The following is a 12,581-nucleotide window of genomic DNA, read 5'->3' as shown; positions in this document are numbered from 1 at the left end:
AAGACCGGCCCGGCGGCGGTGACGACGGCCCTTGCCCGCCGCCGGGCCTCTCCATGGCGTGACCGCTCACGGAGAAACTCACTGGCCCCCGAACAGTTCCTCCTGGGCGGACTCCCGTGCCGTCAGCAGTGCCCCGCGCAGTACGGCGGCACCGCCCAGGAGGCTCGGGCGTACCTGGGTGGGAAGCGGTGCCATCCGCCGCAGCCGGTCCGCCACCCGTGTCGCGAGGGCCTCGCCGCCGGCCTGGCCGACCTCCCCGCCGAGCACCACGCACCCGGGGTCGAGGACGGCGACGACGGAGGCGGCGCCGATGGCGAGCCGGTCGGCGAGGGCGTCGAGGAAGCGGCCGCAGGAGGCGGTGTCGAGGCCGCTGCCCGGGGTGCTGTCGGCGGCCCCGTCCGCAGCGTCCGGCGACTGTGCCACCGCCGCCCGTACCAGGGCCGCGGCCTCCGGTTCGCCGGGCACCGGTTCCCGGGCCGGTCCGATTCCGTGCTCCCGTGCCAGCGCGACCACCGCCGCCGAGCCCGCCAGGGAGTGGAAGCCGCCCTCGCAGTCCGTGGCCGACGGCAGGCCGGTGGTGCCGGGGACCGGCAGGAACCCGATCTCGCCGGTCCCGCCGGAGGCTCCCCGGCGCAGGGCACCGTCCAGGACGACGGCCGCACCCGTGCCGTGGCCGAGCCACAGCAGCACGAAGGTGTCCCGGTCGCTGGCGGCGCCCTCGCGCTGTTCGGCCAGGGCGGCGAGGTTGGTCTCGTTCTCGACCGTCACGCGGGCCTCCGGGAGCCGTTCCTGGAGGGCGGCCACCAGACGGCGGTGCCAGGCCGGCAGGCCGGAGGAGTCACGCAGTTCGCCGCTGGCGGGGTCGATCAGACCGGGGGCGCCGATGCCGACGGTGTGCAGCCGGTCGGCGCCGGACTCCTTCAGCGCCCGCTCCACGACGGTCACCGCCTGCTCCACCGCGGGCCCGGTGCCGATGTCGCCGCCGATCGGCACGGACGCCTCGGCGAGCACCCGCCCCACCAGGTCGGAGACCAGCACGGCGACGCCCTCGGTGCGCACGTCCAGCGCCGCGAGGTGGGCGCGGCCGGTGACGATGCCGTACAGCCGGGCGTTCGGGCCGCGCCTCTGCTCCCCCGCCTCGCCGACGACCTCGATCAGGCCGGCGGCGGCGAGGCGTTCGACGAGGTCGGCGACGGTGGGCCGGGACAGGCCGGTGAGCTGCTTCAACTGGCCCGCCGTCAACGGCCCTTGGTCCTGCATGAGGCGCAGGGCGAGCCGGTCGTTGATGGCTCGGGCGGTACTCGGTGATGCGGGCATGCGCGGAATCCTCCCATGGGCGCCGGAGCGTCACGCGGGACCGGCCTCTATTTATCAGGCAGGGTCCCTGATAGTTTACGCAGGCGCCGCGACGACGCGGCCCGCGCACGGCACCGCGCCGGGCGGCACACTGGCGAGGAGGGGTTCCAGGCATGAGCGAAGTGACCTACGCACCGTCGGACCTACGGCGGGCCCGGTACGCCGTGGCCGCGGTGTTCGCCGTGCACGGCGCGGTCACCGGCTCCTTCGCCACCCGGGTGCCGTGGATCCAGGACCACGCCTCCGTGAGCGCCGGCCAGCTCGGCTTCGCCCTGGCCTTCACGGCGTTCGGCGCCTCCTGCGCGATGCCGCTGGCGAGCCGGATCACGCACCGCTACGGCAGCCGCGCGGCCCTGCGCGGGCTGCTCACGCTGTGGACGCTGGCACTGGTCCTGCCCTCGCTCGCACCGAACATGCTCACCCTGTGCCTGGCGATGTTCGTCTACGGCGCCACCGCGGGCATGGCCGACGTGGTGATGAACGCCCTCGGTGTCGAGGTCGAGAGGCGGCTCGACAAGTCGATCATGTCTGGCCTGCACGGCATGTGGAGCGCGGGCGCCCTGATCGGCTCGGCGGGCGGGACCCTGGCCGCGCACCTGGGCACGGACGCGCGCCTGCACCATGTGCTGGCAGCCGCCGCCCTCACCGTGCTCGGCCTGCTGGCCTGCCGTTGGGTGCTCGACCTGCGGCCCACCGAGGACGAGGAGGCCCCGCCGCGCTTCACACTGCCGCCCCGCTCGGCGCTGCTGATCGGCGCGGTCGGGTTCTGCGCGGTGTTCGCGGAGGGCGCGAGCCTGGACTGGTCGGCGGTCTACCTGGAGGACCACCTCGGCACCTCCGCCGGTCTCGCCGCGGCCTGCACGACCGGCTTCATGCTCACGATGGCGGTGGCCCGGCTCGTGGGGGACGCGGTCGTGAACCGGTTCGGTGCGGTCCGCACGGTCCGTGCCGGCGGCGTGCTGGCCGTCGCGGGCGGGCTGCTGATCGTGGTGGCGGATCATCCGGCGGCGGCGATGGGCGGGTTCGGGATGATGGGCCTGGGCATCGCCGTCGTGGTCCCGCTCTGCTTCGCGGCGGCCGGGCACAGCGGCCCCAATCCCAGCCAGGCCATCGCGGGTGTCGCGACGATCACCTACACCTCCGGGCTGATCGCGCCGAGCCTGATCGGCGGGGTGGCGCAGGCGAGCAGCCTGATGGTGTCGTTCGCCGTGGTGACGGCGCTGGCCTTCGGGCTCGTCCTGTTCGCGGGCGTCCTGCGCGCCGGCGAGCGTACGCCGGTGAAGGCGGGTGCGCCGGACGCGGCGGTGCCCGGCCCGCGCTCCTGAGCGGCTCGCCCCCGGCGTGGGGCGCATGGTCGCCGCGTCGGGCTGCGACAGTCCGGGCCGTGCGTGCTCGAAGGGAGCGGGCGGCACGCCGGTCCGCATCACCGGCGACCACACCGGCCGACGGTCGTCGTTGACCTCCCCGCGAAAGAACCGTTCCCCCGTTCCGGGGAAGCCGCGGGCCCGCCGGCCCGCGGGCCCGCCCGGGGCTGCGACTCTTCCTGCATGCCGCACCTGGAACAGTTCGTCCCTCCTCCCGACACGTCCGTCGAGGGGGTGCTCTCCCGCATGCGCGCCCTCGACGCGGCCCTCCCGCCACGGGACGGCATCGCCGTCTTCAACCGCGTCTATCTCGCCGTGACGCGGGAGGTGGACCGGCACATCGACACCGGCCGGTTCCCCGACGCCCGAGCCGCGGTCACGCTCGACGTACGGTTCGCGGAGAGATATCTCGCCGCCGTCGAGGCGGCCACGGCCGACCTGCGCCCGCCGGCCTGCTGGCGCCCGCTGTTCCAGCTCCGCCGCCATCCGGGCGTACGGCCACTGCAGTTCGCGCTCGCGGGCATCAACGCCCATATCGGGCACGACCTCGTGCTCGCCGTCGTGGACGCCTGTCAGAGCCTCGGCTGTGAACCGGCCGACCTGGAGGACGAGTTCGACCGGGTGGGCGAGGTGCTGGTGGCGTTGGAGGAACGCATCCGCGAGGAGCTGATGCCGGGCCCCGACCTGCTCCAGATCGCCGATCCGCTGACCCACCTGCTCGGCTCCTGGAGCCTGGAGCGGGCCCGCGAGGCGACCTGGTCCGCGGCCCGTGCCCTGTGGGCACTGCGCCGTCTCCCCGACGTGGCCGGGGAGTTCGCCGACCGCCTCGACGCGGCGGTCGGCTTCGCGGGCCGCATGCTCCTGACCCCGATGGCGGACTGGCCGGGCGGCGCGGTCGTACCCCGGCCCTGAGGCCGACGGACGGGACAGGGGCGAGGGCGGGGGGCCTCAGTCCTCCGGCAGTTCGACCGGGGCGATCTCGTCGTACACGTCACCGGGGCCCGGGTTGGTCCCGTCCGTCGTGCCGCCGAGGTGGTGCATCACGCCCCAGACCGCGTTGAGGGCCGTCTGGACGGCGCCCTCGGCCCAGCCGGCGGTCCAGGAGATGTCGTCGCCGGCCAGGAAGATGCCCCGCTTGTCCTCGGGCAGCCGGTCCTGCATGAAGTGGGTGAACAGGCGCCGCTGGTAGCGGTAGTGGCCGGGCAGGTTGGCCTTGAACGCGCCCATGAAGTAGGGCTCGTTCTCCCAGGAGACGGTCACCGGGTTGCCGATGACGTGCTTCCTGATGTCGACCTTGGGGTAGATCTCGCCGAGCGACTTCAGCATGACCTCCATCCGCTCGTTCGCGGACAGCGGCAGCCACTTCAGGCTGTCGTCGCACCAGGTGTAGGACAGGCAGATGACGGCGGGCTTGTCCGGACCGTCGTCCAGGAGGTAGGTCCCTCGCGTCATACGGTCGGTGAGCGTCATCGACATGACGTCGCGCCCGGTCTCGTCATCCTTGTCGAGCCAGAACGGCCGGTCGACCGGCACGAACAGCTTGCTCGACTCCATGTAGTGGGTGCGCTCGATCGCCGTCCAGTGGTCGATCGGGAACAGCGAGTCGTCGCAGGCGATCTTCGACAGCAGCATCCAGGACTGCGCGGTGAAGATCGCGGCCCGGTAGGTGCGGATGTCGCCGTTCGCGTCGGTGACGGTGATCCGGTTGCCCGCCGTCCGGTTGAGGCGGGTCACGGCCGGGCGGGGCTCACCGCCCTCGTGCAGGCCGGCGAGCGAGGTGCCGTAGGGCCAGTGGACGATCTTCTCCGGCTCGCGCTCCCACAGTCGCAGCGGCAGCTGCTGGGAGCCGCCGACGATGCCGCGGTGGTGATCGTCGGCCTCGGTGTAGACGACGCGGAGGATCTCCAGGATGGAGTTGGGGAAGTCGGTGTCCCAGCCACCGGTGCCGAAGCCGACCTGGCCGAAGATCTCGCGGTGGCGGAAGGACCGGAAGGCCTCGGAATCGCAGAGGAAGCCGTAGAAGGTCTGGTTGTCGAGCTTCTCGACGAGCTTCGCCCAGATCTCGCGGATGCGCGGTACGTCGCGCTCGCGCATGGCCTGGTTCATGTCGGAGAAGTCGGCGCCCTCCTCGAGGCACTTGTTCCAGGCGGCGGCGACGTCCCGGTAGACCTGCGGCAGGTCGTCGACCGTCTCGGCGTAGTGCGACTCACCCTTGAGGTCGACGACCGTCGAGGGCGTGACCTCCGCGAGGGGGTTGGGGAACGGCCGGGTCTCCAGTCCCACCAGGTCGATGTAGTGCTGGAGGGCCGTGGAGGACGGCGGGAAGCGCATCGCGCCCATCTCGGCGGTCAGGGAGGGGTCGCAGCCGTCGAAGCCCACGGTGCGCAGCCGCCCGCCGATCTGATCGGCCTCGTACACGACCGGCTTGAGGCCCATCTTCATCAGCTCGTACGCGGCGACGATGCCGGACAGTCCGCCGCCGATCACGGCGACCTCCGTGCCGTGTTCGGTCGCCGGGAGCTGGCCGAGGCCCGCCGGGTGGGCGAGGAAGTCGTCGTAGGCGTACGGGAAGTCCGGGCCGAACATGGTGATCGGCGGCTGCTGCTCGTCTGCGTGCTCGACGGCGTTGGGCACGGTGGACGTCATGGGGTGCGGACTCCTTGCGGCAACGAAGAGAGGGGGAGGGAGGAGCGGAGGGGAAAGGGGCGTCAGACCAGGGACCCGTAGAGGCCGGGGCGGCGGTCCTTCAGATACGGGTTCGCCTCGCGGGAGGCGGCCACGAAGGCGGGGTCGGCGTCGGCGAACACGAGTTCCTCCTCGCGTCCGGCGCGGGCGCGGGCGACGCCGTCGGGGCCGGCCAGCGTGGAGAGCCCGACGAACTCGAACTCCCCTTCCCGGCCGACCCGGTTGACGTAGGCGACGTACATCTGGTTCTCGAAGGCGCGCACCGGGATCATCGACTCGGCGACGAACTGGAAGGGGTGCATCTGGGCCGTCGGCACCACCAGGAGGCCGGTGCCGGCCAGGGCGTGGGCGCGGACGTTCTCCGGGAACTCGACGTCGTAGCAGATCATGAGGCCGACGGTCAGGCCGCCCAGTTCGGCCTGGACGACCGCCTGGTCGCCGGGCGTGAAGTGGTCGCGTTCGAAGCAGCCGAAGAGGTGGGTCTTGCGGTAGTTCGCGAGGCGGACGCCGTCGGCGGAGATCAGCTGGGCGGAGTTGTACACCGTCTCGCCGTCGCGCTCCGGGTATCCGTAGGCGACCGCGAGGCCGTGCCGCCCGGCGAGGTCGGCGACCGCGTCCGCGGAGTCGCCGTCGGCGGGCTCGGCGAGGTGGGCGATGTCGTCGCCGATCGCGTAGCCGGTGAGGAACATCTCCGGCGCCACGAGCAGCCCGGCGCCCGCGGCGGCGGCACGGCCGGCGGCCTCGTCGAGAACCTTGAGGTTCTCCACGACCGAGCCGGGCCGGCCGGAGCTCTGGAGCAGGGCGATGCGCATGCGTGTTCCTCACCGGAAGCGGAAGGGTGTGGGGGACACCTAGACGGTACGGTCCGCTGACCAGCGCGGACAAGCGGAAGCCGTTGCGTGCTGGTGAGCGGTTCGTTGCGTGCGCGGGGGGCGGGGCGGCGATTCGTTGCGCGGCCCCGCGCCCGCTGTCATCGGCGCAGGGCGACCAGAAGAGCGACGAGCAGATACGGCACCGCGAGCAGGGCGAAGGCGGAGCCGTGCGTGGACGTCGAGGCGAGCTGCGCGTAGGTGCCGTAGACGGTGATCGTGGCGAGTTCGGTGCCGAGGCCGGCGACCGAGGTGAGCGTGGCCCGGCCGGTGCCCTCGATGCGCTGCTGGAGGCGGGCGTCGGCCAGCACGGTCGCCAGCTGGAAGCCGCCGAAGGCCACGGCCACCAGGGCGAGGCCGGCCGGTGTGCCGGTGCCCGCACCGACGGCCAGGGCCAGTGCGGAGGCCGTGAGCAGCGCGCCGAACCCGCGGCGGCCCAGGCGTTCGGCCGGGCCGGCGAGCAGGCTTCCGGCGGTGACGCCGGCCCAGACCATCACCAGCAGGTAGGGGATCGTCGCGTCGGCGGCGCCGGTGTCGCGTGCCAGCAGCGGGGTGTACTCGTCGAGGGCGCCCCAGACGGCGGCGACGGCCGGGACGAGCAGCAGGGCGCCGCACACGGAGCGGTCGCGGCGGGCCTCGCCGAGACCGGACCGCAGGCTCGCCGCCCAGCCCTCACCGTCCGGCACGGCCGTCGCGGGGCCGCGGTGCTCCGGGAAGCGGGTCGCCGTCGCCGCGCAGAGCAGACAGGCCAGCACACTGGCCGCGCCGACCGCCGGATAGCCGTACGCCGCGAACACCGGCCCGGCCAGGACCATCGCCGTCATCACCGCGACCTGGCCGGCCGCCTGGGCCCGGCCCATGATCCGGGCGTACCGGTCCGCCGCGCCGAGCCGCTCCAGCTCGTCGTGGACCAGGGCCTCCAGCGCACCGGAGCCCATCGCCCCACGCGCCCCCCACAGCACGAAGCCGGCGGCGAAGGCCCAGTACGACGGGACGGACACCCACAGGGCGAAGCCGGCCGCGCCCAGCAGCGGGCCGAGCCACAACAGCAGGCGGCGCGAGACGGCGTCCGCCCAGGCTCCGGAGGGGACCTCCAGCAGGACGCCGGTCGCCGACCAGAGGACGAACAGCGAGGACATCTGTCCGACGGACAGTCCGGTGTCGGCGAAGAGCAGCGCGTACACCGGATAGAGCAGGACGAACTCGTCCAGGAACGCATAGCCGTACAGCGTGGCCGTGAGCCGCCGTACGCCGGGCTCGGCGACGGATACACGCGCAGGTGAGAGAGTCATGGGGCCTTCCCGAAGGGACGTTTCGGACACCGGGGGTACGGCGTCCGAGGCGGCCCTCGGGAGGCATGGCTACGGGATCAATGTCGCCAGGTCATGGCATCGAGCGTAGACCCGGTCCCGGCTCGCTCACCAGCCCTTTACGGGACGGGCGGCGCTCAGGTCGGCGAGCCGGACGAGAAGCGGCGCAGCAGCGGGGAGAGCACCAGCACGGACTTCGTGCGCTCGACGAACGGCTCCCCCGCGATCCGCTCCAGGACGCGCTCGAAGTGACGCATGTCGGCGGCGAAGACCTGGGCGATCGCGTCCGCCTCCCCGGTGACGGTGGAGGCGGCCACGACTTCCTGGTAGCGCTCCAGGCCCCGCTGGATGGTCTCCGGCGAGGTGTTGCGCCGGCAGTAGATCTCGACGTACCCCTCGGTCTCCCAGCCCAGGGCCGCCGGGTCGACGCGGACCGTGAAACCGGTGATGGCCCCGGTGGCGCGCAGCCGGTCCACGCGCCGCTTCACGGCGGGCGCGGAGAGGCCGACGAGTTGCCCGATGTCCGCGTAGGAGCGGCGGGCGTCCTCGGCGAGGGCGTGCACGATGCGTTCGTCGAGATCGTTCAGCACTGCGGGTCGTTCACTTCACTTCGGATGACGCGAGGCGGGAGCGGCGATGGCCGTAAAGGAAGTAGAACACGAGCCCGACGGCCATCCAGACACCGAAGACCACCCAGGTGACGGTGGACAGGCTGCCCATCATCCAGACGCAGAAGGCGAAGCCCAGCGCGGGCAGCAGGGGCGACAGCGGGACGCGGAAGGTGCGGGGCATGTCGGGGCGGGTCCGGCGCAGGATCACGACGGCCACGTTGACCAGCGCGAAGGCGAAGAGGGTGCCGATGCTGGTGGCGTCGGCCAGTTGGCCCAGCGGTACGGCCGCGGCCAGGACGCCGCAGAAGAGGGAGACGATCAGCGTGTTGGCGCGCGGCGCGCCGGTCTTGGGATGGACGCGGGAGAACACCTTGGGCACGAGCCCGTCGCGGGACATCGCGAAGAGGATGCGGGTCTGGCCGTACAGGACGGTCAGGACGACGCTCGCGATGGCGATGACGGCGCAGAACGCCAGCAGGGTGCCCCAGAACGCCTGGCCGGTGACGTCGCGCATGATCTGGGCGAGCGCGGCCTCCGAGTCGGCGAAGCCCTGCCAGGGCCTGGCGCCCACGGCGACGGCCGCGACGAGGACGTACAGGGCGGTCACGATGACCAGGGACAGCATGATGGCGCGGGGCAGGTCGCGCTGGGCGTTCGTCGCCTCCTCGCCGGCGGTGGAGGCGGCGTCGAAGCCGATGTAGGAGAAGAAGAGCGTGGCCCCTGCGGCACTGACGCCGGCCATGCCGAGCGGCATGAAGTCCTCGTAGTTGCCGGAGCGGAAGCCCTGGACGCCGATCGCGCAGAACATCACCAGCGCGGCGATCTTCACGACGACCATGACGGTGTTGGCGCGGGCGGACTCGCGGGCGCCGCCGAGCAGGAACGTCATCGCCAGCAGGACGACGATCAGGGCGGGCAGGTTGAAGACACCGCCGTCACCGGGCGGGGCGGACAGCGCGGCCGGGATGGTCACGCCGATCGTGCCGTCGAGCAGTTCGTTGAGGTACTCGCCCCAGCCGACCGCGACGGCGGCGACCGACACGCCGTACTCCAGGACCAGGCACCAGCCGCAGATCCAGGCGATCAGCTCGCCCATCGTTGCGTACGCATACGAGTAGGAGGAGCCGGCGACGGGGATGGTGCCCGCCAGTTCGGCGTAGGACAGGGCCGAGAAGAGTGCCGTGAGTCCGGCGATCACGAAGGACAGCGTGACGGCGGGGCCGGCCTTGGGGACCGCCTCGCCGAGGACGACGAAGATGCCCGTACCGAGCGTCGCGCCGATACTGATCATGGTGAGCTGCCACAGCCCGAGGGAGCGCCGCAGGGACCCTCCCTCGCCCTGGCCACCCTCGGCGACCAGGCGTTCCACGGGCTTGCGCCGCATGAGGCGCGCGCCGAGCCCGGGGGATGCGGGGACGGTCCGGTCGCGCTGCTGCGGGGGTGCGCCTTGGTCGAGCACGCGCTGACTCCTTTGTCGCTGCGAATGCGGAGCGACGGGGACCGGCGGCACCCCTGCGTGAACAGGAACCCGCCGAGCGGGGTCCCCGCCACACCTTGTACAGCGCACGACCCTACGAGGCGGAACGTTGCCGGTGTAATGCAGCAACCTTGCGCGTATCCGCAAGATCGTTGCGTCTATCCCCGCGGGGTGCCTATTCGTTGCGCGGCGACGGCTGTGCACGTCAGGAGCCCGTGTCGGGGAGGCGGCGCGAAAGAAGACCGCGGGCCCGGCCGGAGCCGGACCCGCGGGCACTCGCTTCGCGTCGGTCAGCTCCAGCTGGCGTGCAGGGGCTGGCCCTCCGCGTAACCGGCCGCGCTCTGGATGCCGACGATGGCCTTCTCGGCGAACTCCTCCAGGGAGGCGGCACCGGCGTAGGTGCAGGAGGAGCGGACGCCCGCGATGATCGCGTCGATCAGGTCCTCGACGCCCGGACGGGCCGGGTCGAGGAACATGCGTGAGGTGGAGATGCCCTCCTCGAACAGCGCCTTGCGAGCGCGGTCGTACGCCGACTCCTCGGAGGTGCGGTTGCGTACGGCGCGCGCGGACGCCATGCCGAACGACTCCTTGTAGAGCCGTCCGCTCGCGTCCTGCTGGAGGTCGCCCGGGGACTCGTAGGTGCCGGAGAACCAGGAGCCGATCATCACGTTGGACGCGCCGGCCGCGAGGGCCATCGCCACGTCGCGCGGGTGGCGGACACCGCCGTCGGCCCACACGTGCTTGCCGTACTTCTTCGCCTCGGCCGCGCACTCCATGACCGCGGAGAACTGCGGCCGGCCCACGCCGGTCATCATGCGGGTGGTGCACATGGCGCCGGGGCCGACGCCGACCTTGATGATGTCGGCGCCCGCGTCGATCAGGTCCTTGACGCCCTCGGCGGACACGATGTTGCCGGCGACGATCGGGACCTGCGGGTCGAGGTCGCGCACCAGCCTGATCGCGTTGAGCATCGACTCCTGGTGGCCGTGGGCCGTGTCGATGACGAGGGTGTCGACGCCCGCGTCCAGCAGCAGCTTGGCCTTCTCGGCGAAGTCACCGTTGATGCCGACGGCGGCGGCGATCCGCAGCCGGCCCCGCGCGTCGGTGGCGGGCGTGTAGAGCGTGGCGCGCAGGGCGCCCTTGCGGGTGAGGATGCCGGCGAGCCGGCCGTCCGCGTCGACGGCGGGGGCGTAGCGCCGGTTGGCCGCGTCGAGGGTGTTGAAGGCCTCGCGGGGGTCGATGTCCGCGTCGAGCAGCAGCAGGTCCTTCGACATGACCTCGGTGAGCTGCGTGAAGCGGTCGACACCGCTGAGGTCCGCGTCGGTGACCACACCGACGGGGCGGCCGTCGCCGTCCACGACGACGCCGGCGTTGTGCGCGCGCTTGGGCAGCAGGGCCAGCGCGTCGGCGACGGTCTGGTGCGGGGCGAGCACGATCGGGGTGTCCAGCACGAGGTGGCGGCTCTTGACCCAGGAGATGACGTCGGTGACGACGTCGATCGGGATGTCCTGGGGGATCACCACGAGCCCGCCGCGCCGCGCCACGGTCTCTGCCATCCGGCGTCCGGCGACGGCGGTCATGTTGGCGACGACCAGCGGGACCGTGGTGCCCGTGCCGTCCGGGGAGTTGAGGTCCACGCCCAGACGCGACCCGACCGCGCTGCGGCTCGGCACCATGAAGACGTCGTCGTAGGTGAGGTCGTAGGCGGGCTGGATGTCGTTGAGGAAACGCACGTGCTGCACATCCCAGTCGATCAGAGGTGACCCCCGGACCGGCCGGCCAGGGGGCAGAGCACGTACTTCATTGTCCCATGAGAGCCGTCATGCCCGATCCGGGACGATCGTCCAGGCTGGTCAGGAGGGCATTCGGAGGAACATCCGAGAGATACCCGCGCAGCGCGCCGAACCACTGCCCGCGCGGCGCGCCGACCAGGCACCGCGCAACCCGCCCCCGTCGAGCCACCGCGATGCCGCTCGTCAGGCGCCCGAGCCGCCCCCGAGGGCGAGCGCCACCGACAGTTCCGGTGTCCGGTCCGCGGCCTGCGCGAACACGTCTTCGGCGACCGCCCACTCCTGCGCGTTCTCCCGCGCGTACGGCCGCCAGCCCCGTACGACGACCAGCAGCCCCCTGTCCGCGCCCTCGGCGGGCCAGACGCCGGGGTCGGACAGGCAGTCGACGAGTGCGTCCCAGTTGCGCCCGAACCACTCGGGCAGGTCCAGGGCACGGGCGGCGCGGTCCATCAGGCCGGCCTTGTCCGTGACCCCGTCGAGGTCCAGTGTGACCACGTGCTGCGTCATTCGCGTACCGCCCTGAACGAGTCGTAGTGATCGTCGGTGTAGTAGATCTCGCCGCCCTGCCCGGTCACGATGCGCCGGGCCCCGCGGTCGCGCGAGCCCGGCGTGGGCACGGTGTACTCGCGGTAGTAGCCCCGCTCGTGCCGGGGCAGCAGCCCTTCGAAGTTGCCGAAGACGGCGCCGTCTTTGGCGTACGGGAAGGGCCCGCCCGCGTCGATGAGGTCCAGGGTCCGCCGGGCCTCGGCCGGCAGCTCGGAGACTCTCACGGTGGCCGGACCGTCCGACCGGGACGGTCCGGCGGAGGGCTCGGTCGTCGTACAGCCCGCCAGGGCGAGCAGGCATGCCGTGAGCAGGATCAGCAGGCCGGGAAGCACACGGGGGACGCACCGCAGCAGCATGCGTCGATGCTGTCACGGCCGTCCCCTCATGACCTGCTGTCGTGGCCGGTCAGATCCCGTCGGGGTCCGCCCGGTTCAGGGCGGGCCTGGGCGGGGGGCCCGCCGTCATCAGGTAGTCCGCGGCCGAGGTGTCCGTCACCAGGCTGGTGACGAGCCCCGAGCGCAGCACCGCGTCGATCGCGCCCGCCTTGCGCTGACCGCCCGCGATCGCGACGAC

General features: G+C 72.5%; 12 protein-coding genes. 2 read left to right on the top strand and 10 right to left on the bottom strand.

The window, feature by feature from the left end:
- Positions 1-78 precede the first annotated feature (78 nt).
- Entirely contained in the window at positions 79-1,317 is a 1,239-nt protein-coding gene (locus tag BZL64_RS00970) for an ROK family transcriptional regulator (RefSeq protein ID WP_086764958.1), read from the bottom strand.
- Between the two features lie 152 nt (positions 1,318-1,469).
- Between BZL64_RS00970 and BZL64_RS00965 the strand changes: the two genes are divergently transcribed.
- Complete coding sequence (locus BZL64_RS00965) at positions 1,470-2,681, top strand: MFS transporter (protein ID WP_086764955.1); 1,212 nt, start codon at positions 1,470-1,472, stop codon at positions 2,679-2,681.
- Positions 2,682-2,903: 222 nt separating this feature from the next.
- Positions 2,904-3,632, top strand: a complete 729-nt coding sequence (locus BZL64_RS00960) for a DUF5995 family protein (protein ID WP_086764952.1) — start codon at positions 2,904-2,906, stop codon at positions 3,630-3,632.
- Positions 3,633-3,668: 36 nt separating this feature from the next.
- On the opposite strand, the gene BZL64_RS00955 is transcribed toward BZL64_RS00960, so the two are convergent.
- From BZL64_RS00955 to BZL64_RS00915, 9 genes are all read right to left on the bottom strand, one after another.
- A complete protein-coding gene (locus BZL64_RS00955; protein WP_086764949.1) occupies positions 3,669-5,366 on the bottom strand; it encodes a flavin monoamine oxidase family protein in 1,698 nt (565 codons plus the stop codon).
- Positions 5,367-5,428: 62 nt separating this feature from the next.
- Positions 5,429-6,217 (bottom strand): carbon-nitrogen hydrolase family protein, encoded by a 789-nt coding sequence (locus BZL64_RS00950; protein WP_086764947.1) that lies wholly within the window; start codon positions 6,215-6,217, stop codon positions 5,429-5,431.
- Between the two features lie 158 nt (positions 6,218-6,375).
- Positions 6,376-7,566, bottom strand: coding sequence for an MFS transporter (locus BZL64_RS00945; protein ID WP_086764942.1), 1,191 nt, complete (start codon positions 7,564-7,566; stop codon positions 6,376-6,378).
- A 155-nt stretch (positions 7,567-7,721) separates the two neighbouring features.
- Positions 7,722-8,174 (bottom strand): Lrp/AsnC family transcriptional regulator, encoded by a 453-nt coding sequence (locus tag BZL64_RS00940; protein ID WP_073493514.1) that lies wholly within the window; start codon positions 8,172-8,174, stop codon positions 7,722-7,724.
- Between the two features lie 10 nt (positions 8,175-8,184).
- On the bottom strand, positions 8,185-9,654 hold the full coding sequence (locus BZL64_RS00935) for an amino acid permease (RefSeq protein WP_086764938.1): 1,470 nt from the start codon (positions 9,652-9,654) through the stop codon (positions 8,185-8,187).
- A gap of 308 nt (positions 9,655-9,962) precedes the next feature.
- On the bottom strand, positions 9,963-11,405 hold the full coding sequence (locus tag BZL64_RS00930) for a GuaB1 family IMP dehydrogenase-related protein (protein WP_167396071.1): 1,443 nt from the start codon (positions 11,403-11,405) through the stop codon (positions 9,963-9,965).
- 243 nt (positions 11,406-11,648) lie between these two features.
- A complete protein-coding gene (locus BZL64_RS00925) occupies positions 11,649-11,969 on the bottom strand; it encodes a barstar family protein (RefSeq protein ID WP_086764932.1) in 321 nt (106 codons plus the stop codon).
- Positions 11,966-12,364 carry a guanyl-specific ribonuclease gene (locus tag BZL64_RS00920; protein ID WP_086764928.1) on the bottom strand — a complete coding sequence of 133 codons (399 nt, stop codon included), beginning with the start codon at positions 12,362-12,364 and terminating at the stop codon, positions 11,966-11,968. The genes BZL64_RS00925 and BZL64_RS00920 overlap by 4 nt, the downstream gene beginning before the upstream one ends.
- A gap of 49 nt (positions 12,365-12,413) precedes the next feature.
- Positions 12,414-12,581 (bottom strand): sugar-binding domain-containing protein (locus BZL64_RS00915; RefSeq protein WP_244205129.1); only part of this gene is annotated, 168 nt, incomplete at its 5' end.

The organism is Streptomyces bobili (assembly GCF_002154575.1).
Taxonomy (GTDB): domain Bacteria; phylum Actinomycetota; class Actinomycetes; order Streptomycetales; family Streptomycetaceae; genus Streptomyces; species Streptomyces bobili.
Note: the sequence above shows the minus strand (reverse complement) of the source record. Positions and strands in the feature narration are given on the sequence as shown.

Coding starts and splice junctions, on each gene's coding strand:
- BZL64_RS00970 (WP_086764958.1), bottom strand. CDS start 1,317: ATGCCCGCATCACCGAGTACCGCCCGAGCCATCAACGACCGGCTCGCC.
- BZL64_RS00965 (WP_086764955.1), top strand. CDS start 1,470: ATGAGCGAAGTGACCTACGCACCGTCGGACCTACGGCGGGCCCGGTAC.
- BZL64_RS00960 (WP_086764952.1), top strand. CDS start 2,904: ATGCCGCACCTGGAACAGTTCGTCCCTCCTCCCGACACGTCCGTCGAG.
- BZL64_RS00955 (WP_086764949.1), bottom strand. CDS start 5,366: ATGACGTCCACCGTGCCCAACGCCGTCGAGCACGCAGACGAGCAGCAG.
- BZL64_RS00950 (WP_086764947.1), bottom strand. CDS start 6,217: ATGCGCATCGCCCTGCTCCAGAGCTCCGGCCGGCCCGGCTCGGTCGTG.
- BZL64_RS00945 (WP_086764942.1), bottom strand. CDS start 7,566: ATGACTCTCTCACCTGCGCGTGTATCCGTCGCCGAGCCCGGCGTACGG.
- BZL64_RS00925 (WP_086764932.1), bottom strand. CDS start 11,969: ATGACGCAGCACGTGGTCACACTGGACCTCGACGGGGTCACGGACAAG.
- BZL64_RS00920 (WP_086764928.1), bottom strand. CDS start 12,364: ATGCTGCTGCGGTGCGTCCCCCGTGTGCTTCCCGGCCTGCTGATCCTG.